This is a genomic window from Pseudomonas sp. SWRI92 (genome assembly GCF_014268685.1).
Classification (GTDB): Bacteria; Pseudomonadota; Gammaproteobacteria; order Pseudomonadales; family Pseudomonadaceae; genus Aquipseudomonas; species Aquipseudomonas marvdashtae.
Map to the genome: position 1 here is coordinate 15,771 of NZ_JABWQY010000029.1, position 22,543 is coordinate 38,313.

At 61.0% G+C, this 22,543-nt stretch carries 24 protein-coding genes; 19 read left to right on the forward strand and 5 right to left on the reverse strand.

What is annotated here, in order from left to right; translation table 11 throughout:
• The first annotated feature begins 155 nt into the window (after positions 1 to 155).
• Positions 156 to 773, forward strand: a complete 618-nt coding sequence (locus tag HU762_RS26005; protein WP_025215564.1) for an FKBP-type peptidyl-prolyl cis-trans isomerase — start codon at positions 156 to 158, stop codon at positions 771 to 773.
• Positions 774 to 839: 66 nt separating this feature from the next.
• On the opposite strand, the gene HU762_RS26010 is transcribed toward HU762_RS26005, so the two are convergent.
• From HU762_RS26010 to HU762_RS26020, 3 genes are all read right to left on the reverse strand, one after another.
• Positions 840 to 1,097: a hypothetical protein gene (locus HU762_RS26010; protein WP_186613028.1), complete on the reverse strand. Its 258-nt coding sequence runs from the start codon at positions 1,095 to 1,097 to the stop codon at positions 840 to 842.
• A 204-nt stretch (positions 1,098 to 1,301) separates the two neighbouring features.
• Positions 1,302 to 1,643, reverse strand: coding sequence for a zinc ribbon domain-containing protein YjdM (locus tag HU762_RS26015; protein WP_186641759.1), 342 nt, complete (start codon positions 1,641 to 1,643; stop codon positions 1,302 to 1,304).
• Between the two features lie 237 nt (positions 1,644 to 1,880).
• The gene (locus tag HU762_RS26020; protein WP_186613031.1) at positions 1,881 to 2,849 is read right to left on the reverse strand and encodes a polyprenyl synthetase family protein; all 969 of its coding nucleotides are present in this window, start codon (positions 2,847 to 2,849) and stop codon (positions 1,881 to 1,883) included.
• Between the two features lie 251 nt (positions 2,850 to 3,100).
• On the opposite strand from HU762_RS26020, the gene rplU reads away from it, so the two are divergent.
• The 5 genes from rplU to HU762_RS26045 all read left to right on the forward strand — a co-directional run bounded on the left by rplU (position 3,101) and on the right by HU762_RS26045 (position 6,890).
• The gene (gene rplU / locus HU762_RS26025) at positions 3,101 to 3,415 is read left to right on the forward strand and encodes a 50S ribosomal protein L21 (protein ID WP_003176051.1); all 315 of its coding nucleotides are present in this window, start codon (positions 3,101 to 3,103) and stop codon (positions 3,413 to 3,415) included.
• A 36-nt stretch (positions 3,416 to 3,451) separates the two neighbouring features.
• Positions 3,452 to 3,709: a 50S ribosomal protein L27 gene (gene rpmA / locus HU762_RS26030; protein ID WP_003176049.1), complete on the forward strand. Its 258-nt coding sequence runs from the start codon at positions 3,452 to 3,454 to the stop codon at positions 3,707 to 3,709.
• A gap of 190 nt (positions 3,710 to 3,899) precedes the next feature.
• Positions 3,900 to 5,120: an Obg family GTPase CgtA gene (gene cgtA, locus HU762_RS26035; RefSeq protein ID WP_186641761.1), complete on the forward strand. Its 1,221-nt coding sequence runs from the start codon at positions 3,900 to 3,902 to the stop codon at positions 5,118 to 5,120.
• Positions 5,121 to 5,297: 177 nt separating this feature from the next.
• Positions 5,298 to 6,416: a glutamate 5-kinase gene (gene proB / locus HU762_RS26040; RefSeq protein ID WP_186641763.1), complete on the forward strand. Its 1,119-nt coding sequence runs from the start codon at positions 5,298 to 5,300 to the stop codon at positions 6,414 to 6,416.
• 9 nt (positions 6,417 to 6,425) lie between these two features.
• Positions 6,426 to 6,890 (forward strand): CreA family protein, encoded by a 465-nt coding sequence (locus tag HU762_RS26045; RefSeq protein ID WP_186641765.1) that lies wholly within the window; start codon positions 6,426 to 6,428, stop codon positions 6,888 to 6,890.
• A gap of 98 nt (positions 6,891 to 6,988) precedes the next feature.
• Here the strand turns inward: HU762_RS26045 and rpsT are convergent, their stop codons facing one another.
• Positions 6,989 to 7,267 carry a 30S ribosomal protein S20 gene (rpsT, locus tag HU762_RS26050; RefSeq protein ID WP_003185593.1) on the reverse strand — a complete coding sequence of 93 codons (279 nt, stop codon included), beginning with the start codon at positions 7,265 to 7,267 and terminating at the stop codon, positions 6,989 to 6,991.
• Positions 7,268 to 7,521: 254 nt separating this feature from the next.
• On the opposite strand from rpsT, the gene murJ reads away from it, so the two are divergent.
• The 6 genes from murJ to ispH all read left to right on the forward strand — a co-directional run bounded on the left by murJ (position 7,522) and on the right by ispH (position 14,927).
• Positions 7,522 to 9,060 (forward strand): murein biosynthesis integral membrane protein MurJ, encoded by a 1,539-nt coding sequence (murJ, locus tag HU762_RS26055; RefSeq protein WP_186641767.1) that lies wholly within the window; start codon positions 7,522 to 7,524, stop codon positions 9,058 to 9,060.
• Positions 9,061 to 9,189: 129 nt separating this feature from the next.
• Entirely contained in the window at positions 9,190 to 10,128 is a 939-nt protein-coding gene (ribF, locus tag HU762_RS26060) for a bifunctional riboflavin kinase/FAD synthetase (protein WP_186641769.1), read from the forward strand.
• 13 nt (positions 10,129 to 10,141) lie between these two features.
• Positions 10,142 to 12,973: an isoleucine--tRNA ligase gene (ileS, locus tag HU762_RS26065; RefSeq protein ID WP_186641770.1), complete on the forward strand. Its 2,832-nt coding sequence runs from the start codon at positions 10,142 to 10,144 to the stop codon at positions 12,971 to 12,973.
• A complete protein-coding gene (gene lspA, locus HU762_RS26070; RefSeq protein WP_186613043.1) occupies positions 12,966 to 13,478 on the forward strand; it encodes a signal peptidase II in 513 nt (170 codons plus the stop codon). Before ileS ends, lspA begins: the two co-directional genes overlap by 8 nt.
• A complete protein-coding gene (gene fkpB, locus HU762_RS26075; RefSeq protein ID WP_186641771.1) occupies positions 13,471 to 13,908 on the forward strand; it encodes an FKBP-type peptidyl-prolyl cis-trans isomerase in 438 nt (145 codons plus the stop codon). Before lspA ends, fkpB begins: the two co-directional genes overlap by 8 nt.
• A gap of 71 nt (positions 13,909 to 13,979) precedes the next feature.
• Entirely contained in the window at positions 13,980 to 14,927 is a 948-nt protein-coding gene (gene ispH, locus HU762_RS26080; protein ID WP_186613047.1) for a 4-hydroxy-3-methylbut-2-enyl diphosphate reductase, read from the forward strand.
• Here ispH and HU762_RS26085 read toward each other — a convergent pair.
• A complete protein-coding gene (locus HU762_RS26085) occupies positions 14,881 to 15,420 on the reverse strand; it encodes a GspH/FimT family pseudopilin (RefSeq protein WP_186641772.1) in 540 nt (179 codons plus the stop codon). The genes ispH and HU762_RS26085 overlap by 47 nt on opposite strands.
• Positions 15,421 to 15,549: 129 nt before the next feature.
• On the opposite strand from HU762_RS26085, the gene HU762_RS26090 reads away from it, so the two are divergent.
• Genes HU762_RS26090 through thiO form a run of 7 tightly spaced genes read left to right on the forward strand, consistent with a single transcriptional unit; the run spans position 15,550 to position 22,341 of the window.
• Positions 15,550 to 16,023, forward strand: coding sequence for a GspH/FimT family pseudopilin (locus HU762_RS26090; protein ID WP_186641773.1), 474 nt, complete (start codon positions 15,550 to 15,552; stop codon positions 16,021 to 16,023).
• Positions 16,020 to 16,481: a type IV pilus modification protein PilV gene (gene pilV / locus HU762_RS26095; protein ID WP_186641774.1), complete on the forward strand. Its 462-nt coding sequence runs from the start codon at positions 16,020 to 16,022 to the stop codon at positions 16,479 to 16,481. Before HU762_RS26090 ends, pilV begins: the two co-directional genes overlap by 4 nt.
• A complete protein-coding gene (locus HU762_RS26100) occupies positions 16,478 to 17,194 on the forward strand; it encodes a prepilin-type N-terminal cleavage/methylation domain-containing protein (RefSeq protein ID WP_186641775.1) in 717 nt (238 codons plus the stop codon). Before pilV ends, HU762_RS26100 begins: the two co-directional genes overlap by 4 nt.
• The gene (locus HU762_RS26105) at positions 17,191 to 17,685 is read left to right on the forward strand and encodes a PilX N-terminal domain-containing pilus assembly protein (protein ID WP_186613056.1); all 495 of its coding nucleotides are present in this window, start codon (positions 17,191 to 17,193) and stop codon (positions 17,683 to 17,685) included. The genes HU762_RS26100 and HU762_RS26105 overlap by 4 nt, the downstream gene beginning before the upstream one ends.
• Complete coding sequence (locus HU762_RS26110; protein WP_186641777.1) at positions 17,672 to 20,773, forward strand: PilC/PilY family type IV pilus protein; 3,102 nt, start codon at positions 17,672 to 17,674, stop codon at positions 20,771 to 20,773. The genes HU762_RS26105 and HU762_RS26110 overlap by 14 nt, the downstream gene beginning before the upstream one ends.
• A 10-nt stretch (positions 20,774 to 20,783) precedes the next feature.
• Positions 20,784 to 21,185 (forward strand): type IV pilin protein, encoded by a 402-nt coding sequence (locus HU762_RS26115; RefSeq protein WP_186641779.1) that lies wholly within the window; start codon positions 20,784 to 20,786, stop codon positions 21,183 to 21,185.
• 55 nt (positions 21,186 to 21,240) lie between these two features.
• Entirely contained in the window at positions 21,241 to 22,341 is a 1,101-nt protein-coding gene (gene thiO, locus HU762_RS26120) for a glycine oxidase ThiO (protein ID WP_186641781.1), read from the forward strand.
• The last annotated feature ends 202 nt before the right edge of the window (positions 22,342 to 22,543 follow it).

A 22,543-nucleotide genomic window follows, 5' to 3' on the forward strand; every position in this document is an offset into this window, starting at 1 on the left:
GGGCGTTGTCGCTTCTGGCAAGGCGCGCGGATACGCGGCTCGTCACCCGCCACGGCATCTGTGCTAGTCTGCTCGCCCTTTTGGTCCCGGGCGCTCCGGGAGGCGCTGTGTCACGCACGGCATTTCTCGAGCCGTCCGCACAGCGGAGCAGCATCATGTCCGAAGTTAACCTGTCCACCGACGAAACCCGCGTCAGCTACGGCATTGGCCGTCAGTTGGGCGACCAACTGCGCGACAACCCGCCACCGGGCGTGAGTCTTGACGCGATCCTGGCCGGCCTGACCGACGCCTTCGCCGGCAAGCCGAGCCGTGTGGGCCAGGACGAGATGTCCGCCAGCTTCAAAGTCATCCGTGAAATCATGCAAGCCGAAGCTGCCGCGAAGGCTGAGGCCGCTGCTGGCGAAGGCCGTGCATTCCTGGCTGAAAACGCCAAGCGCGAAGGCATTACTACTCTGGCCTCCGGCCTGCAGTTCGAAGTGCTGACTCAAGGCGAAGGCGCCAAGCCGAGCCGTGAAGACCAGGTGCGCACTCATTACCACGGCACGCTGATCGACGGCACTGTATTCGACAGCTCCTACGATCGTGGCCAGCCAGCCGAATTCCCGGTGGGCGGTGTAATCCCAGGTTGGACCGAAGCGCTGCAACTGATGAACGCCGGCAGCAAATGGCGCCTGTACGTGCCGAGCGAGCTGGCCTACGGCGCTCAAGGCGTTGGCAGCATCCCGCCGCACAGCGTGCTGGTGTTTGACGTCGAGCTGTTGGACGTCCTGTAACGCATCAACGCTTGAGCAGGCTTTTGTGGGAGCGAGGTTGCTCGCTCTCACAAAGTCTGTACGTCGTTATCCATGGAACCTGCCATTGAAATCGCCAGTGGGGCGCAACGCCCGGGCGTAGCAGAACAGGAACAGGTTTCGCACCAGCTCCTTGAGTACCAGCGGTTCGCTGGAGTTGAGGCTGTTAAGGTCCAGATCTCCCTGGTCCTGTAGCTCGTTCAACGCTTCCTCTTCAAGCACCGCGCAGACTTCGCCGGTTTCCCGATGCAGGATCCTCAGGTAGGGATGTGGGCGGTCCAGCCAGGCATCGATCAAATAAGTCATGGGTCTCATCTCCTTGATGGGGTTCGATGAGAATAATTCTTATTCGCTAAATAGCAAGTCTCTATTGGCGTGCCGATTGTTTTTCTGACGATGGGTTGCATCAGCTCGATGCGGCTGGCAAAAGGCGGGGCGTATGGAATGGAGCGCGTGGAGGGATGGTTAAGCGCCATCCCACGCAAGGCGCGGGATGGGCATACGGCTTTTTCAGACTTTTCTGACGAACTCGGATTTGAGCTTCATCGGTCCGATGCCGTCGATCTTGCAGTCGATGTCATGATCGCCATCGCACAGGCGGATGTTCTTGACCTTGGTTCCGACCTTGACTACCAACGACGTGCCCTTGACCTTGAGGTCCTTGATCACGGTGATGGTATCGCCGTCCTGCAGGACATTGCCGACCGAATCTTTCTTCACGTTGTCATCGGGCGCCGCTTCAGCTTCGCCGCTGGCGGACCATTCGTGGGCGCACTCCGGGCAGACCAGTTGAGTACCGTCTTCGTAGGTGTATTCGGAATTGCAGGCAGGGCAGGGAGGCAACGTGCTCACTAGGGTTCCTTGAGTATCAGGAGGTCAAAAGGGCGCACATTGTATAGGGTTTTGTTGCGAAAGAGGGGGGGGCTGCGTTTGGAGATTCTGTGGCGAGGGGATTTATCCCCGCTGGGCTGCGCAGCAGCCCCAAGAGAGCTGAACCCAATCTACTTGGAGCACCGGGATATGGCTTTTAGGGCTGCTACGCAGCCCAGCGGGGATAAATCCCCTCGCCACAAAAAAGCTGCTTTTGGATCAATGCGTACGCGCCACCGCAAACTCGCTCAATTCCACCAGCGCGTCGCGGTATTCGCTGGCCGGCAGGGCGTCGAGGCATTTGATTGCCCGAGCCACATAATCCCGGGCCAGGTTTGCGGTGTATTCCAGCGAGCCGGAAGCTTCGACGGCGGCGCGGATGCTTTCCAAGTCTTCGATTCCGCCTTTCTGGATCGCCTGGCGCACCAGGGCGGCCTGTTCAGGCGTGCCTTCGCGCATGGTGTAGATCAACGGCAGGGTCGGCTTGCCTTCGGCGAGGTCGTCACCGACGTTCTTGCCCAGGGTCTCTGCGTCGCCCTTGTAGTCCAACAGGTCGTCCACCAACTGGAAGGCCACGCCCAGGTGGTCGCCGAAGGTGCGCAGCGCTTCGCTCTGCTCGGCGGATGCGCCAGCCAGGGCGGCGGCACTGTGGGTCGAGGCTTCGAAGAGCATCGCGGTCTTGCCGCGGATGACTTCCATGTAGGTTTCTTCGGTGGTGCTGGCGTCGCGGACCTTGGACAGTTGCAACACTTCGCCTTCGGCGATGATGCGAGTGGCCTGGGACAGGATCTTCATCACCGGCATCGAGCCCAGCTCGACCATCATCTCGAACGAGCGCGAATACAGGAAGTCACCCACCAGCACGCTCGGGGCATTGCCCCACATTGCATTGGCGGTCGAGCGGCCCCGGCGCATACCGGACATGTCGACCACGTCGTCGTGCAGCAGCGTCGCGGTGTGCAGGAATTCGATGGTGGCGGCCAGCAGGCGCATATCGTCGCCTTCGCGACCCAGGGCCTTGCCGCACAAAAGCACCAATAAAGGACGCAGGCGCTTGCCCCCGGCCGAAGTGATGTAGTCGCCGATTTTCGACACCAGCGGCACTCGGGAAGTCAGCTGCTTCTTGATGATACCGTCGACGGCGCTAAAATCGTCCGCCACAGCGCGGTAGAAAGCTTGGGGTTGCATCAGCGACAGGCGCTCCAGAAGGGTTGCGCGGCATGCTAGGACCCACGTCCGCAGGTGTCAAGGCGCATGCTCTTACAGTGCGAGCGGCTACTTGCAAGGCTCGACGGGCTTGCGTACAATCGCGCACCCTGAACTTCCTGGGCAGCACCTGCCTTACGCAATTGCATCCGGGCCTTCCAGCCCATGCAGCCATGCCAGCCAATACCTCTTCTTATAAAGCGCTGGGTGAGCAGGATTATCGGAGAAATACCATGTCGTACGCAGTAATTGTTACTGGTGGCAAGCAATACAAGGTCGCCCCAGGTGAATACCTGAAGATCGAAAAACTGGAAATCGCTACCGGCGAATCCGTGACTTTTGATCGCGTTCTGTTGGTCGCCAATGGCGATGACGTGAATATCGGCGCTCCAGTCGTTGCTGGCGCTACTGTTGTGGCTGAAGTGATCTCCCAAGGTCGTCACGATAAAGTCCGCATCATCAAGTTCCGTCGTCGTAAGCACCACATGAAGCGTATGGGCCACCGCCAGTGGTACACCGAGATCAAAATCACCGGTATTCAGGCTTAATTTTCAGCCTAATTCCTCACTAGGAGAATTGAACTCATGGCACACAAAAAAGCTGGTGGTAGTACCCGTAACGGTCGCGACTCAGAAGCCAAACGCCTTGGCGTGAAGATGTATGGCGGCCAGAAAATTATTCCGGGCAACATCATCGTGCGTCAGCGCGGCACCCAATTCCACGCCGGTTACGGTGTTGGCATGGGTAAGGATCACACCCTCTTCGCGAAAATCGAAGGCGTGATCAAGTTCGAAGTAAAGGGCGCGTTCAACCGTCGTTACGTGAGCGTTGTCGCAGCTTAATTGCGAGATCGCTGGAAAAGCCCTGTCTTGCGACGGGGCTTTTTCGTTTGTGGGGTGAGTCTCTTGCAAAACTGTTTGTATGGGCTGTCGGCGCTGCGGTTGGGGTGCGTATTCAGGTCGCTGCGCTCATTTTTGCAAGAGTCTTATGTCTTGTTTTTTTGGCTCGTCCGTATGGCGAGAGGCGTGTGTCATGAAGTTTGTTGATGAAGTATCGATTCGAGTAAAAGCTGGCGACGGCGGCAATGGCTGCATGAGTTTCCGTCGGGAAAAGTTCATTGAAAACGGCGGTCCGAACGGTGGTGATGGTGGCGACGGCGGCTCGATCTACATGCTCGCCGACGAAAACCTCAACACCCTGGTGGACTACCGTTACACCCGGCACTTCGATGCCGAGCGTGGCTCCAACGGCGGCAGCACCGACTGCACCGGCAAGAAGGGCGAAGACCTGATCCTGCGCGTGCCGGTTGGCACCACGGTGATCGATTCGGCCACCCAGGAAGTCATTGGCGACCTGACCAAGGCTGGCCAGCGTCTGCTGGTCGCCCATGGCGGTTGGCACGGCCTGGGTAACACCCGTTTCAAGTCGAGTACCAATCGTGCGCCGCGCCAGACCACGCCAGGCAAGCCAGGCGAGCAGCGCGACCTGAAGCTGGAAATGAAAGTGCTGGCCGACGTGGGCCTGCTGGGCTTGCCGAACGCCGGTAAAAGTACCTTCATTCGCTCGGTGTCGGCAGCCAAGCCGAAAGTGGCCGACTACCCGTTCACCACCTTGGTGCCGAACCTGGGTGTGGTCAGTGTCGACCGCTGGAAGAGCTTCGTCATCGCCGACATCCCGGGGTTGATCGAAGGCGCTTCCGAAGGGGCTGGCCTGGGGATTCGCTTCCTCAAGCACTTGTCCCGTACCCGCCTGTTGCTGCACCTCGTCGATATGGCGCCGCTGGATGAAACCAGTGCTGCCGATGCCGCCGAAGTCATCGTCAACGAGCTGACCAAGTTCAGCCCGGCCTTGGCCGAGCGTGACCGCTGGCTGGTGCTGAACAAATGCGACCAGATTCTCGAGGAAGAGCATGAGGAGCGGGTCAAGGAGATCGTCGATCGCCTGGAGTGGGAAGGTCCGGTCTATGTGATCTCGGCCATTGCCAAAGAAGGCACCGAGCGTCTTTGCCATGACATCATGCGTTACCTGGAAGATCGTGCCGACCGCTTGGCCAACGACCCGGCCTACAAGGAAGAACTGGCCGAACTCGACCAGCGCATCGAAGACGAGGCGCGCGCCCAATTGCAGGCGCTGGACGACCAGCGTGCGTTGCGCCGCAGCGGCGTCAAGTCGGTCCATGACATCGGTGACGACGATTGGGATGAAGACGTGGATGACGAAGACGGTCCGGAAATCATCTACGTGCGCGACTGATCGTTGCTGATCCCGCTCCCGCAGGTTTAAGTGGTCGGGCGCGGTGTTATCATCGCAGCCAGCCGGTTTCCAAGGCGCCGCTCATTTGAGCGGCGTTTTGGTATCTGTAAAACGCAAATACGAATAATCCCATGGGCGGCGCTGGGTCGCGCCGTTCGCTGGCAAAGGTTGAAGAACATGCGGAGCAAGGTGACGGGTGCGCAGCGCTGGGTCGTGAAGATCGGCAGCGCATTGCTGACAGCGGATGGCAAGGGTCTGGATCGCACGGCGATGGCGGTGTGGGTCGAGCAAATGGTGGCCTTGCATGAAGCCGGCGTCGAGCTGGTATTGGTTTCTTCCGGGGCCGTGGCTGCCGGTATGAGTCGCCTGGGCTGGACGTCGCGACCCAGCGCGATGCATGAGCTTCAGGCCGCCGCCGCCATCGGCCAGATGGGCCTGGTGCAAGCCTGGGAATCAAGCTTTGCCGAGCACGATCGCCATACGGCGCAGATCCTGCTGACCCACGACGACCTGTCCGATCGCAAGCGCTACCTCAACGCCCGCAGTACATTGCGAGCGTTGGTGGAGCTCAAGGTCATCCCGGTGATCAACGAGAACGACACCGTGGTTACTGACGAGATCCGTTTCGGCGACAACGACACCCTTGCTGCGTTGGTGGCGAACCTCGTGGAGGCGGACCTGCTGGTCATTCTCACGGATCGCGACGGCATGTTCGATGCCGATCCGCGCAACAACCCTGACGCCAAGCTTATCTACGAGGCGCGCGCCGATGACCCGGCGCTGGATGCGGTTGCCGGTGGTACTGGCGGAGCGCTGGGCCGTGGCGGCATGCAGACCAAGCTGCGCGCGGCGCGTCTGGCGGCTCGTTCCGGGGCTCATACCATCATCGTCGGTGGTCGGTTGGAGCGAGTGCTGGATCGCCTGAAGGCCGGCGAGCGCATCGGCACCTTGCTGTCGCCCGAGCGCGGCATGCTCGCGGCGCGCAAGCAATGGCTGGCCGGGCATCTGCAAACTCGTGGCACGCTGGTGCTGGACGCCGGCGCTGTGTCGGCCCTGTCCCAGGGCAACAAGAGCCTGCTGCCGGTGGGCGTGAAGTTGGTCCAGGGCAGTTTCCGCCGGGGTGAAATGGTGGTGTGCGTGGCGCCAGACGGTCGCGAGATCGCCCGGGGCCTGGCCAATTACAGCGCGCTGGAGGCGCAAAAGATCATCGGTCAATCGTCTGATGCGATTGTCGGTCTGTTGGGTTACATGGCTGAACCTGAATTGGTGCACCGTGACAACCTGATCCTCGTATAAGGAAAAATCATGAGTTTGGCAAAAGGATTGATCGGCTTGCTGGTGGCGTTACCGCTGCTGGCTTCGGCCGAGGAAATCGGTCAGGTATCGACCGTGTTCAAGTTTGTCGGGCCGAACGACCGGATCGTCGTCGAAGCGTTCGACGACCCCAAGGTGGACGGGGTGACCTGCTACCTGTCGCGCGCCAAGACGGGTGGCGTGAAGGGTGGCCTGGGGTTGGCCGAGGATCGCGCCGAGGCATCCATCGCCTGTCGTCAGGTGGGGCCGATCAGCTTCAAGGGCGAGCTCAAGGATGGGGACGAGGTTTTCAGGGAGCGCACTTCGCTGGTGTTCAAGACCATGCAGGTGGTGCGTTTCCTCGACAAGAAGCGCAATACGCTGGTGTACCTGGTCTATAGCGATCGGGTGATCGAGGGCAGCCCGCAGAATGCGGTGACGGCCATTCCGATTCTGCCGTGGCCGAGCGCTCAGTAAAAAGTGCAGGCGGGCCTGTTCGCCTTCATGGTTGCGGTGCATGAATCGCAGGCAATAAAAAACCGACCCTGAGGTCGGTTTTTTAATGAGCGCGTCGCTTAGGCAGCAGCGGCAACGTTCAGGGCCTTTACATGGCCATTCAGGCGGCTCTTATGGCGAGCAGCCTTGTTCTTGTGGATGATGCCTTTATCGGCCATGCGGTCGATAACTGGCACAGCCAGAACGTAAGCAGCTTGTGCTTTTTCAGCGTCTTTTGCGTCGATGGCCTTGACTACGTTTTTGATGTAGGTACGGACCATGGAACGCAGGCTGGCGTTGTGGCTGCGACGCTTCTCAGCCTGTTTTGCACGTTTTTTGGCGGAAGGTGTGTTGGCCACCGTCGAGCTCCTCGAAAGACTTTTTAGGAAATAGCAAACAAAATAGGCCGCGAATCATGCCGATGAGTTGAGGTCTTGTCAAGGGCGGGTGACACGTTCCGCTGAATGGCAGGTGCGGCGCACCGGATGATTTCTTTCCGGCGTGCGACCTGTAAACTCGCGGGCTTTGGCGCTGTGCTGTTTAGCGGCGCGAAGTATCGCACAAGTGGGCGCGTTGTTCGCCTGCTGTTTATCGACAGGCAAAAACTCTTTCCATGAATCTGCTCAAATCGTTGGCCGCCGTCAGCTCTATCACGATGCTTTCCCGCATCCTGGGGTTCGTTCGCGATACGTTGATCGCACGGATATTCGGCGCCGGGATGGCCACCGACGCCTTCTTCATCGCCTTCAAGCTGCCCAATCTGCTGCGGCGAATCTTCGCCGAAGGGGCATTTTCCCAAGCCTTCGTACCGATCCTGGCGGAATACAAGAGCCAGAAGGGCGACGAGGCGACCCGCACATTCATTGCCTACGTCACCGGCCTGCTGACCTTGGTGCTGGCGCTGGTCACGGCCGCTGGCATGCTCGCCGCGCCCTGGGTGATCTGGGCCACGGCGCCGGGCTTCACTGATACGCCGGAAAAATTCCAGCTCACCTCTGACCTCTTGCGGGTGACCTTTCCTTATATATTGCTGATTTCCCTGTCATCGCTGGCCGGAGCGATCCTCAATACCTGGAACCGCTTCTCGGTGCCAGCCTTCGTGCCGACGCTGCTCAACGTCAGCATGATCGTCTTTGCGTTGTTCCTGACGCCTTACTTCGATCCTCCGGTAATGGCCCTTGGCTGGGCGGTGCTGGTGGGCGGCCTGGCGCAGTTGCTGTATCAGCTGCCGCACCTGAAGAAGATCGGCATGCTGGTACTGCCGCGACTGAACCTGCGCGACAGCGGCGTGTGGCGAGTCATGAAGCAAATGCTGCCGGCCATCCTTGGGGTGTCGGTGAGCCAGATTTCGCTGATCATCAACACCATTTTCGCCTCGTTCCTGGTGGCCGGTTCGGTGTCGTGGATGTACTACGCCGACCGCCTGATGGAGTTGCCGTCCGGGGTGCTGGGCGTGGCGTTGGGCACGATTCTGCTGCCGACATTGGCCAAGACCTACGCCAGTCAGGACCGCCATGAATATTCACGGATCCTCGATTGGGGCCTGCGCCTGTGCTTCGTGCTGGTGTTGCCGTGTTCCCTGGCGCTGGGGATCCTCGCCGAGCCGCTGACCGTCTCGCTGTTCCAGTATGGTCAGTTCAGTGCCTTCGATGCCTTGATGACCCAGCGGGCATTGATTGCCTATTCGGTCGGCCTGCTCGGGATCATCGTGATCAAGGTGCTGGCGCCGGGCTTCTACGCGCAGCAAAACATTCGCACCCCTGTGAAGATCGCCATTTTCACTTTGGTGATGACTCAGCTGTTCAACCTGCTGCTCATCGGGCCTTTGGCCCATGCGGGCCTGGCCTTGGCAATCAGCGCCGGCGCCTGCCTCAACGCCGGGCTGCTGTTCTACCAATTGCGCAAACAAAAGATGTATCAACCGCAGCCTGGCTGGGCCAGGTTCGGTCTCAAGCTGTTGGTCGCCGTGGCGGTGATGTCGGCGGTGTTGCTGGCCGGGATGCATTTCATGCCGGCCTGGGGCGAGGGGCAGATGCTCGAGCGTTTCCTGCGTCTGGGTGTGCTGGTCGTGGCGGGCGTGGTGGCTTATTTCGGCATGTTGCTGCTGATGGGGTTCCGTCTGCGCGACTTCAATCGCAAGGCCTTGAGCTGAGCGTTAGCCTTCGATAATCCCGGGGCGGGCTGCGGTTTTGTCGGTTCGATCACTTTGGGTTACGGTGTTGCCTGTCACCGACCGCCGGGTGTGGTTATAATCGGCCACTTTATGAGCAAGAAGCGCGTTATGCAGCTGGTTCGAGGCCTCCACAACCTGCGTCCCCGGCATCGGGGCTGTGTCGCCACTATTGGCAACTTTGACGGTGTTCACCGTGGCCACCAGGCTATCCTGGCGCGGCTGCGCGAGCGTGCGTTGGAGTTGGGCCTGCCCAGCTGCGTGGTGATCTTCGAGCCGCAGCCCCGGGAGTTTTTCGCCCCGGACACCGCTCCGGCCCGTCTGGCCCGGTTGCGCGACAAGCTGCAACTGCTGGCCGCCGAGGGCGTCGATCGGGTCCTCTGCCTGGCCTTCAACCAGCGCCTGAGCAAGCTCAGTGCCGCCGAATTCGTCGATACCATCCTGGTGGGCGGTCTCGACGTGAAGCATTTGGAAGTCGGCGATGATTTCCGTTTCGGTTGCGACCGGGCAGGTGATTTCGATTACCTGCAACAGGCTGGCATCGCCCAAGGCTTCACCGTCGAAGCCGCCCAGACCGTCGAAATGGACGGCCTGCGCGTCAGTAGCACACAGGTTCGCAATGCCTTGGCCGCTGGCGACTTCGAACTGGCCGAGCGCTTGCTTGGCCGGCCGTACCGGATTGCCGGACGGATCCTGCACGGGCAGAAACTGGCGCGCCAATTGGGCACGCCGACGGCCAACGTGCAACTCAAGCGCCGTCGCGTGCCGCTGACCGGGGTGTTCCTGGTGAGTGTCGAGATTGACGGCAAGACCTGGCCCGGCGTCGCCAATATCGGCGTACGGCCCACGGTGCAAGGAGATGGCAAGGCCCATCTCGAGGTACACATTCTGGATTTTGCCGGCGATCTGTATGACCGGCGTTTGACGGTGGTTTTCCACCAGAAGCTGCGTGAAGAGCAGCGTTTTGCCTCTCTGGAGGCGCTCAAGACGGCGATCCATGCAGATATCGCCGCCGCCCGTGCCCTTGTCGCAACCAGCGCCAATCGCTAATGAAGAGCCTTAAATGACCGACTATAAAGCCACGCTAAACCTTCCGGACACCGCCTTCCCAATGAAGGCCGGCCTGCCTCAGCGCGAACCACAGATTCTGCAGCGTTGGGACAGCATTGGCCTGTACGGAAAGTTGCGCGAAATTGGCAAGGATCGTCCGAAGTTCGTCCTGCACGACGGCCCTCCGTACGCCAACGGCACCATCCACATCGGTCACGCGCTGAACAAGATTCTCAAGGACATGATCATCCGCTCCAAGACCCTGTCGGGTTTTGACGCGCCGTATGTGCCGGGCTGGGACTGCCACGGCCTGCCGATCGAACACAAGGTCGAAGTGACCCACGGCAAGAACCTGGGCGCCGACAAGACCCGCGAGCTGTGCCGTGCCTACGCCACCGAGCAGATCGAAGGGCAGAAATCCGAATTCATCCGTCTCGGCGTGCTGGGCGACTTCGCCAACCCGTACAAGACCATGGACTTTGCGAACGAAGCCGGCGAAATCCGTGCCTTGGCGAAAATCGTCGAGGGCGGCTTCGTGTTCAAGGGCCTCAAGCCAGTGAACTGGTGCTTCGATTGCGGTTCGGCCCTGGCCGAGGCGGAAGTCGAATACGAGAACAAGAAGTCCTCGACCATCGACGTCGCGTTCCCGATCGCCGATGAAGACAAGCTCGCCACCGCTTTCGGCCTGGGCAAGCTCGCCAAGCCCGCCTCGATCGTGATCTGGACCACCACGCCGTGGACCATCCCGGCCAACCAGGCGCTGAACGTTCACCCGGAATTCAACTACGCCCTGGTCGATGTCGGCGACAAGCTGCTGGTATTGGCCGAAGAATTGGTCGAATCCTGCCTGGCCCGCTACAACCTCGAAGGTTCGGTGATCGCCACCGCCCCGGGTTCGGCGCTGGAACTGATCAACTTCCGTCATCCTTTCTATGATCGCCTGTCGCCGGTGTACCTGGCCGACTACGTGGAGCTGGGCGCGGGCACTGGCGTGGTTCACTCCGCGCCGGCCTATGGCGTCGACGACTTCGTGACCTGCAAGAAATACGGCATGGTCAACGACGACATCCTCAATCCGGTGCAGAGCAACGGCGTGTACGTGCCATCGCTGGAGTTCTTTGGCGGCCAGTTCATCTGGAAAGCCAACCCGGCCATCGTCGACAAGTTGACCGAAGTCGGCGCGCTGCTGCACACCACCGTCATCGAACACAGCTACATGCACTGCTGGCGTCACAAGACTCCGCTGATCTACCGCGCCACCGCGCAGTGGTTCATCGGCATGGACAAGCAGCCCACCAGCGGCGACACCCTGCGCCAGCGTTCGCTCAAGGCCATTGAAGAAACCCAGTTCGTGCCGGCCTGGGGCCAGGCGCGCCTGCATTCGATGATTGCCAACCGTCCAGACTGGTGCATCTCCCGCCAGCGCAACTGGGGCGTGCCGATCCCGTTCTTCCTGAACAAGGAAAGCGGCGAACTGCACCCGCGCACCGTCGAACTGATGGAAGACGTTGCCAAGCGCGTCGAAGTCGAAGGCATCGAAGCCTGGTTCAAGATGGACGCCGCCGAGCTGTTGGGCGACGAAGCGCCGCTGTACGACAAGATCAGCGACACCCTGGACGTCTGGTTCGATTCCGGCACTACCCACTGGCACGTGCTGCGCGGCTCGCACCCGATGGGCCACGAGAGCGGCCCGCGCGCCGACTTGTACCTGGAAGGTTCGGACCAGCATCGCGGCTGGTTCCACTCGTCCTTGCTGACCGGTTGCGCCATCGACAACCACGCGCCGTACCGCGAACTGCTGACCCACGGCTTCACCGTCGACGAGTCCGGCCGCAAGATGTCCAAGTCCCTGGGCAACGTGATTGCGCCGCAGAAAGTCAACGACACCTTGGGCGCCGACATCATGCGCCTGTGGGTGGCGTCCACCGACTATTCCGGCGAGATGGCCGTTTCCGAGCAGATCCTGCAGCGCAGCGCCGACGCCTACCGGCGGATCCGCAATACCGCGCGCTTCCTGCTCTCGAACCTGACCGGCTTCAACCCGGCCACCGACCTGCTGCCGGCCGAGGAGATGCTCGCGCTGGACCGCTGGGCCGTGGACCGTACCCTGCTGCTGCAACGCGAATTGCAGGAGCACTACGGCGAATATCGTTTCTGGAACGTGTACTCCAAGATCCACAACTTCTGCGTGCAGGAGCTCGGTGGTTTCTACCTCGACATCATCAAGGACCGCCAATACACCACCGGCGCCAACAGCAAGGCGCGCCGTTCGTGCCAGACCGCGCTGTTCCACATCAGCGAAGCGCTGGTGCGCTGGATCGCGCCGATCCTGGCGTTCACCGCCGATGAACTGTGGGAGTACCTGCCGGGCGAGCGCAACGAATCGGTGATGCTCAACACCTGGTACGAAGGCCTGACCGAACTGCCGCAGGGCTTCGAGCTGGACCGTGCGTATTGGGATCGCGTGATGGCGGTCAAGGCGGCGGTCAACAAGGAAATGGAAATCCAGCGCGCGGCCAAGGCCGTCGGTGGCAACCTGCAAGCCGAAGTGACCTTGTACGCCGAAGAGGCGTTGAGTGCCGACCTGGCCAAGCTTGGCAACGAATTGCGCTTCGTGCTGATCACCTCAACCGCCAGTGTCGCCCCGTTGGTGCAGGCACCGGCCGATGCGGTGACCACTGAAGTCAGCGGCCTGAAGCTCAAGATCGTCAAGTCGAACCACACCAAGTGCGCCCGTTGCTGGCACTGCCGCGAAGACGTCGGCGTGAACCCGGAGCATCCGGAAATCTGCGGCCGTTGCGTGGACAACATCAGCGGTGCTGGCGAGGTTCGTCACTATGCCTAATGTGGCGGGCCGCTTCGGGCGGCTAGGCTGGCTCTGGTTGAGTGTGCTGGTACTGGTCATTGACCAGGCCAGCAAGCACTACTTCGAAGGCTCGCTCACGATGTACCAGCAGATAGTGGTCATTCCCGACTACTTCAGCTGGACGTTGGCCTACAACACCGGTGCGGCGTTCAGCTTCCTGGCCGACAGTTCGGGCTGGCAGCGTTGGCTGTTCGCCCTGATCGCCATCGTCGTCAGCGCCGTGCTGGTTGTCTGGCTCAAGCGCCTGGGGCGTGACGAGACCTGGCTGGCCGTGGCGTTGGCGTTGGTCCTGGGTGGCGCGCTGGGCAATCTCTATGATCGGATTGCCCTGGGCCACGTGATCGATTTCATCCTCGTGCATTGGCAGAACCGCTGGTATTTCCCGGCGTTCAACTTTGCCGACAGCGCCATCAGCGTGGGCGCCGTGATGCTCGCCCTGGACATGTTCAAGAGCAAGAAAACCGGAGAAGCCGTCCATGACTGAGCAGCGTATCGCTCAAAACACCGAAGTGAAGCTTCACTTCGCCCTGCACCTGGAAAACGGCGACACCGTCGATAGCACCTTCGACAAGGCGCCGGCGGTGTTCAAGGTCGGCGATGGCAACCTGCTGCCGGGCTTCGAAGCTGCGATCTTCGGCTTCAAGGCCGGCGACAAGCGCACCGTGACCGTGCCACCGGAAAACGCCTTTGGTCAGCCCAATCCGCAGAACGTGCAGACCATGCCACGCTCCCAGTTCCAGGACATGGAATTGTCCGAGGGCCTGCTGGTGATTTTCAATGACGCGGCCAACGCCGAGCTGCCGGGCGTGGTGAAAGCTTTTGACGATGCCCAGGTGACCGTCGATTTCAATCACCCGTTGGCGGGCAAGACCTTGAGCTTCGAAGTGGAAATTCTCGAGGTCAAAGCGGTTTGACGCTTGATGGGCAGTTCTGCTGCCACCCGGTTCACTGATTCAATTCTTGCGCGCAAGACACGAGGCACAGCATGCAAATCAAACTCGCCAACCCCCGTGGCTTCTGCGCCGGCGTGGACCGGGCGATCGAAATCGTCAACCGCGCCCTGGAAGTCTTCGGGCCGCCGATCTATGTCCGCCATGAAGTGGTGCACAACAAGTTCGTCGTCGAAGACCTGCGCAGCCGCGGGGCCATTTTTGTCGAGGAATTGGATCAGGTGCCGGACGACGTCATCGTGATCTTCAGCGCCCACGGGGTTTCCCAGGCGGTGCGGACCGAAGCCGCCGGCCGTGGCCTGAAAGTGTTCGATGCCACCTGTCCGCTGGTGACCAAAGTGCACATCGAAGTGGCGCGCTACAGCCGCGACGGTCGAGAGTGCATCCTGATCGGCCACGCGGGCCATCCGGAAGTCGAAGGCACCATGGGCCAGTACGACGCCAGTAACGGCGGCGCAATCTACCTGGTCGAGGACGAGGAGGATGTGGCGGCCTTGCAGGTGCGCAATCCGGAAAAGCTCGCTTTTGTCACCCAGACCACATTATCGATGGACGACACCAGCCGGGTCATCGACGCCCTGCGCACGCGTTTCCCGGCCATCGGCGGGCCGCGCAAGGACGATATCTGCTACGCGACCCAGAACCGCCAGGACGCGGTCAAGCAACTGGCCGACGAGTGCGATGTGGTCCTGGTGGTCGGCAGCCCGAACAGCTCCAACTCCAATCGCTTGCGCGAACTGGCCGAACGCATGGCCACCCCGGCGTACCTGATCGACGGTGCCGAGGACATGCAGCGCAGCTGGTTCGACGGTGTCGAGCGGATCGGCATTACCGCCGGTGCCTCCGCGCCGGAAGTACTGGTACGCGGTGTGATCCAGCAGTTGCAGGCCTGGGGGGCGACGGGGGCGGATGAGTTGTCCGGCCGCGAGGAAAACATCACGTTCTCGATGCCGAAGGAGTTGCGCGTCCGCTCGCTGCTTTGAGTCCTTTTTCGCAAAGGGCCTGTTCGGCTTTGATACTTTCCAGGCGGACGCGGCCGGAGGGCGCCAGTATCACTTGATGGTGGCTGACCGGCCCGCGTTTGGCGCAGACATGCAGCGTGCCGGCCTGGAAAGAGTTATTGGCGTGTAATGCCGCCCCATGGCTACCGAACCTTACCCGGCGTTTCACCGTCTGGTTGCCGATCACGCGCGCGCTTGCGCTGCGTTCCTTCAGCAAGGTTTTCTCCTTGTTGTCCAGGGTGATCCGCCAGCCCTTGCCCCAATCATTGTCTATCCCATGTATCAATACTCGGCGGTTACGCATGATGGCTTCGCTGCGGGCACTGCGTAACCCGCTGAGCAGCAACTGCGCGGTGTCCTCGCGTTCGATGGATTCGATCAGCTCTTTGTAGCCTGTACCGGCCCACGGCAGAACAATTGCGGCGATTGCCAGTCCCATGAGCAGTTCGATCAGGCTGAAACCCTGTTGGCGCATGACGTCTCCTCCCTGGAGTACGAAAAACGACGCGATCCGTGCGCCGTCAAACTGAAACAACTGCACACACGGCGGTTGTTTGTTCTAGCGTGTAGAAGCAGGTATAGCCGACGGCAACGGAGGGCATCGATGGATCTTCGTACAAAAGGTTTCACGCTGATCGAGGTGTTGGTGGCCCTCGGCGTGCTGCTGATCCTGATCACCATGGCGGTGCCGGCATTCACCGGGGCAATGCAGGGCACCAAGGCCGATACCGAGGTCGGCGACTTGCGCCGGGCACTGAACTTTGCCCGGATGACGGCGATTGACCGTGGCATCACGGTACGGATTTGCCCGACGGCGGGGGGCAGCGTCTGGAGCGGCGAACTGGCGGTATATGCCGGTGCTTGCATTGCGCCCAATGTATTGCGGGTTGTTCCAGCCATGGGCAGCGGAGCGACTCTGACGCTACCCTCGGAAGTGACCAGCATCGACTTCAACAACCTGGGCGGATTATCGGCACCGGCGACGCCGGTGAGCTTCACTTACGTAAGAGGGGCGCAGAGCAGGACGCTCAATGTTTGCCTCAATGGACGAATCGTATCGGGTGGAAATTGCGGATGAAGGGTTGCAGTAAAAGCGCACAGGAGGGCATGACACTTATCGAAGTGCTGGTGGCGGTGCTGATTCTCGGCGTGGGCCTGCTGGGCGCGGCGATGATCCAGCTCAATGCCCTCAAGTACACCGACAGCTCGCGCATGACCAGCCAGGCCAGCTTCATCGCCTACGACATGCTGGACCGCATCCGTGCCAATTCCGCTGCCGACTACACCGTTACCCCGCCCAGTTCGCCCAACCTAAGCGTGACCCGGGACCAGGACCTGTACGACTTCAAGACCAACATCGTCGCCTTCGGCGGCGCCACGGCCACCGGCACTGTTGCGTTGAACCAGCGGGTCTACACCATCACCATTGCCTGGGACGATGCCCGGGCCGCCAACACGACCGACGCGGCCGAGGCGCGGCGCACCTTCGTGCTGACCAGCCGCGTCGCCGTCGATCCACTGACAACGACGCCATGAATAGATATAGCCGGGGCTTCGGCCTGATCGAACTGATGATCGCGCTGGTGATCAGCCTGATCGTCGTGTTGGGCGTGGTGCAGATATTCATCGCCGCCAAAAATACCTACGCCAGCCAGAGCGCCGCCGCAGTGATGCAGGAGGACGCGCGGTTTGCCATGAGCAAGATGGTCCAGGAAATTCGCATGGTCGGCATGTTCGGTTGCCTGGCGACCATTACGGATGCCTCGACGGATAACAGTTTCGCGGCCAGCCAGATCACCCCGATCCGCTGGGACAATGCGACCCGGAGATTGACCCTGGTGACGGCGGACATCGGCAGCGGCGGTAACGCACCGACCTGGACCGTCGTCTCCGATTGCCGCACCTCGGCGACCGCCTATTCGAAAGCGCGGGCGCCGGCGGCGGGACAGTTGGCCTTCCCGATCCGCCGACTGGTCTATGGCTTCAACAACAACCAATTGCTACTGGGCAGCGGCGTCGGCAATCCGCCGACCCTGTCGGTGCTGGTGGACAACGTGCGGGAGTTCGAGGTGACGTTCGGCGTGGCCGCCAGCGCGACGGACATCGCGGCCACCAGCTACACCGGCAACCCGGGCGACCCGGCGCTGATCCGCAGCGTACGCCTGACGCTGACCCTGTTCGATCCGAAAGGCGCCGTGCGCGAGCAGACCTTCAACGTGGTTGCCGCCTTGCGCAACCGGCTGCTATGAGGAGGCGATTGATGACTTCGACAGGTCTCAAGCACCGCCAGCGCGGCATGGCATTGCTGGTGAGCCTGGTGTTCTTGCTGTTGCTGACGCTGATCGGCCTGTCGTCGATGCAGAGCGCCACCCTCCAGGAAAAAATGACCAGCAGCGTCATGCAGCGCAACCAGTCGTTCCAGATGGCCGAGGCTGCGCTGAGGGTTGGTGAAAGCGCGGTGCAGGCCGAGAGCTACTCGTTGCCGGTGTGCAACACCACGGCCCAATGCGCGCCACCGGCCGAGTCGGCGACGGTGACGGCGGCCGGGCGCAATTCATCCTCAGGAGTGCTCTGGGTGGCCGCCGCCGGTGGGTTTTATGGTGTGCAGAACATTGGCACCACGCTGGCGGCGGTCAATGTACCCGTCAATACCTCGGCGACGCTGTACCGGATCACCGCGGTGGCGGTGGTGGGCAATAACCAGCGCAGCGTGGTGGAGAGCATCTATGCGAAGTATTAATGGACTGCGGGGTTGGCGACAGGCGTTTTGCGGGGCGTTGCTCAGCCTGTACCTGGCGGCCCCGGTCTACGGCTTCACGCCTTCGGAGTCGCCGTTGCTGAGCGCGGCGGCGGTGACGCCCAACGTGATGCTGCTGATTGATGATTCGGGGAGTATGAACAACATTATCTGGGCGGCGGGGTTTGATCCGGCGGCGACACAGACGCGCACGTTTGCCTGCAGTTCCAGTAGCAGCTGCAATGACAGATATGAGCTGGATCCGGACGACTCGAATATTCTGCTAATGGGCCTGTTGCGTGGGGGCTGCTCGTCTGGTTGGTACGGTTTTTATCGTTCCACCATTGGCCGGGTTTGTCTTCGGCTGCCAGATCCAGTGGGAGGTGGCAATACTCGTTACACCGCCAAATACCTGGCCTATCTCGTAACGTTGGCCAACGGTTCAAGCCGCGACTTCACCACCGGCTCAATCCCCACCGATTACCGAATCAACGTGGCTCGAGATGTTTCGGCCGACCTGGTAGCCAATAACCGCGCCCTGCGCATCGGCCTGGCCACCTTCAACCCGCCCAACAGCAGCAACTCCGGCCCAGGTGGTTACATCGCCCGTGCCATCAGCGACTTATCGCCAGTCAGCGGCAGCGTCACCCAGACCCAAGCCAATACCAACTACAGCGCCCTGATCAACGCCATCAACGGCTTGGGCGCCGTCGCCAACACGCCGTTGGCCGAGAGCTACTACGAAGTCACCCGCTATTTTCGCGGCATGGCGCCGTACTACAACGGCACACCCAGCACCTACACCAGCCCGATCCAGTATCGATGCCAGAAGAATTTCGGTGTCGTGATCACCGACGGGCTGCCCACTTACGACCGAACGTTTCCGACCAATGACCCACAAGGCACATCCCGCTTGCCTAACTGGGACGGTATCAGCAGCAACGACGGCGCCGATCCGCTCGGCAATGCGGAGGGCGACACGCTTTACCTGGACGACATCGCCAAGTTCGCCTTCGACATCGACATGCGCACCACCGGCACTGACGTCACCGGGAAAAGCTGGGACGGCGCTGAGTTTCGTCGACAGTACCTCAATACCTACACCGTAGGTTTTGCCGTCACCAACCAGATGCTTTCCGACGCTGCCCGCTACGGTGCAGGCAGGTATTATCCGGCGACCGACAGCGAAGGCCTGAACTCAGCCCTGTCGTCGGCCCTCAGCGACATCACCTCCAAGGCCGGCTCCGGGGGCGGCGGCACCAGCAATGGCGCCACGCTGTCCAGCACCTCCAGTTACTACCAGACGACGTACGATCCCAAGGACTGGCGCGGCACCATCAAGGCGTTCGGTTTCACCTCGACCGGAACGGTCAACACGGCGGCGTTGCAATGGACTACCGATACCGCCATCGTGCCCGGCGCCACTGCGCCGGTTTACCAGTCCTGGAACACCGCGACCAACGTGCCGGTGACCCTGGCCTTTGGCAATTTTTCACCGGCCCAGCAAACCAGCCTGAGCCAGGGCTTGCCCACGGGGATTACTGGCATCGATCTGGTGCAGTGGAGCAAGGGCGTCAACAAGACCGGGCTGAAGGTGCGCAGCGTCTTGCTCGGGGACATCATCAACTCGCCGCTGGCCCTGGCTTCGCCCAACGACCAGACTGCCTCGGACCTGTTGAACGACACCAGCTACAGCACGTACCTGACCACCAAGGCGGCGAACATGAGCAGCAGCCTTTTGGTGAATGGCAATGACGGTTTTTTCAGCGTTATCAACAGCACGAACGGTACCCGGCGCTACGCCTATATGCCATCGAGCGTGCTGCCCTCGTTGCAGCTCATCGCCGATCCCAACTACATCAACGGCGTGAGCCACAAGTTCTTGGTGGACGGGCAGGTCGGCGTATTTGATGCGCAAATGGGCAGCGCCTGGAAAACCCTTGCCCTGGGTGGCACCGGGGCGGGCGGCCGGGCGTTTTATGCGGTGCAGTTGTTCGACGCATCGGCCGGTAACGCGATCCGCGCGCTGTGGGAAATCAGCGCGCCGTCGGTCGCCAACACAGCCCATGCCTTCAATGATCTCGGCTACGCGTACGCGCGCCCCGAAGTCGCGCGGCTGTCGGACGGTCGCTGGGCGGCGTTCATTTCCAATGGCTACGGCAGCAACACCGGCGTGGCGGCGTTGTACGTGGTGGACATTCGCGACGGCTCGCTGATTCGCAAGATCGTCATCAACAGCAGTGAGACCGATAACGGCCTCTCGTCGGTCAAGCTGCGGGTCAACTCGCAGAACGTGGTGCAAGCGGCCTATGGCGGAGACTTGAAAGGGCGGATGTGGAAATTCGACCTCAGCGGCGCGTCTCCCAACACTTGGGGGCTGGCGTTTGCCGGTCAGCCATTGTTCACCGCCCCAGGCGGAGCAACCCAGCCGATCACCGCCCAGCCCCTGCTGGCGGAAAATCCCCAAGGCGGCATCCAGGTGTTTTTCGGCACTGGCAAGTTCAACGAATCGGTGGACAAGCTCAACAAGGACTTGCAGGGGTTCTATTCAATCTGGGACGCCACGGGCGGCGCCGGACAAATCACCGTGTCGAGCCTGCAGGCGCAATCGATCACCGGCATTTTTTCAGGCGCCACGGGGCAATTCGTGACCACCAGCCAGAACGACGTGGCTTATCCCGCGAAGAAGGGCTGGTATTTGCCGCTGATCTACAATAACGCGCAGACCGGCGAGAGGGTGATCAATCCAGCCAGCCTGGTGCTCGGGCGCGTTGTCTTCACCACCGCCGCCGTCGACACCACCGACCCTTGCGCCAGCTTCGGTACGGGCAAACTCATCGAAGTGGATGCGTTCAACGGTAAGATGCTCAACTATGCGGTACTCGATACCAACAACGATGGCGCACTCAACAGTCTCGACACGATCTCCGCCGGCGTGGTGTTCACGGGCGGTATCCCGACCCTGAGCGCCGTCGTCAATGCCAACGGCGCCACTAACATGATCGTGAACGACTCCGGCGGCGGTATCACCGACCTGTTGGGCAAATCCGTGGGCGGCAGTCGCCGTATCATGTGGCGGCAAATACAGTGAGAGGTTAGGCATGCGTAGATCCAACCGGGGTTTCACCTTGATCGAAATCATGATCGTGATCGCCATCGTCGGTATCGTGATCACCATCGGCTATCCGAGCCTGAGCGAATACATGAAGAAAGGCCGGCGTACCGAGATTGCCGGGCTCTTGTCGGAGCAGGCGCAGATCCTCGAGCGTCACTACTCGAAGGCCAACGTCTACACCAATGCAACTGGCCTGAGCGGCGGCAACGACTTCTATAACATCGATAGGGCGCTGGAGGACCAGCGCTTTACCCTGACGGCCGTGCGCAAGAGTGGCTCGTCCATGGCGACCGACAAGTGTGGTGATTTCACGATTGATAACACGGGCAAGCGGGGCAATCCCAACTCCGCTGCCGGCGTGACCCCCAAGGATTGCTGGGGGCGCTGAGTTTTCTTTTTCGGGGCGCAGTCTTGCGTCTCTGTCTTGAGAGTCGAAACAGAACATGACCAGGCAACAGCAAGTGGTGATTGTCGGCGGCGGAGTCATCGGCCTGCTGACCGCATTCAACCTCGCCTCGGAAGGGCAGCGCGTCGTGCTGCTGGATCGCTCCGGCGTCGGCCAGGAGTCGTCCTGGGCCGGTGGCGGTATCGTTTCGCCGTTGTATCCGTGGCGCTATAGCCCGGCGGTCACCGCGTTGGCCCATTGGTCGCAGGATTTTTATCCACAGCTGGGCGAGCGTTTGTTCGCCGCGACCGGGATCGACCCGCAAGTGCACGTCACCGGCCTGTATTGGCTGGACCTGGATGATCAAGACGAAGCACTGGCCTGGGCCGAGCGGGAAGGACGTCCGCTGCGGGCTGTGGATATCAGCGCGGTGCATGACGCTGTACCGGTGCTCGGTTCGGGGTTTTCCCGGGCCATCTACATGGCCGATGTGGCTAACGTGCGCAATCCTCGGCTGGTCAAGTCCCTCAAGTCTGCCTTGCTGGCGATGCCAAACGTCACGCTTCACGAGCATTGCGAAGTCAGCGGTTTTATCCGTGACGGTGGGCGTGTCGTCGGCGTTGAGAGTTCAGCGGGGGAGGTTCGCGGTGATCAAGTGGTACTGGCCGCCGGCGCCTGGAGTGGCGAGTTGCTTGGAACGCTGGGGCTGAAGTTGCCGGTTGAGCCGGTGAAGGGCCAGATGATTCTGTACAAGTGCGCTGAGGATTTTCTGTCGAGCATGGTCCTGGCCAGGGGGCGTTACGCAATTCCCCGTCGTGACGGGCACATTCTGATTGGCAGTACGCTGGAGCGTGAAGGCTTCGACAAAACGCCGACCGATGCGGCGCTGGAGAGTCTCAAGGCTTCGGCGGTGGCGCTGGTTCCGGCGCTGGCCGATGCCGAGGTGGTGGGGCATTGGGCCGGGTTGCGGCCGGGGTCGCCGGAAGGTATTCCCTTTATCGGCGAGGTGCCTGGGTTCGAGGGTTTGTGGTTGAACTGCGGGCATTATCGCAATGGGCTGGTGCTGGCGCCGGCTTCGTGTCGGTTGTTTGTGGATCTGATGTTGGGGCGTGAGGCGGTGATTGATCCGCGACCTTATGCGCCTGCTGGGCGGTTGTAAGGTTTTACCGTGTACATATCCGTTGCTGCGGTAACGGCCTCTTAAAGTTTCGCTTTTACAGCGAGTCACTTTCGAAAGGCGCGAAAGTAACCAAATGTATGGTCAGCCTACCTTTTGCTACTCAGTCACGATGAACGGTAAATCAGGCTTGCGCTAATGTATCCGGGCTCCATGTGAGCGCGGGTACGCGCTCGGCCCTTGA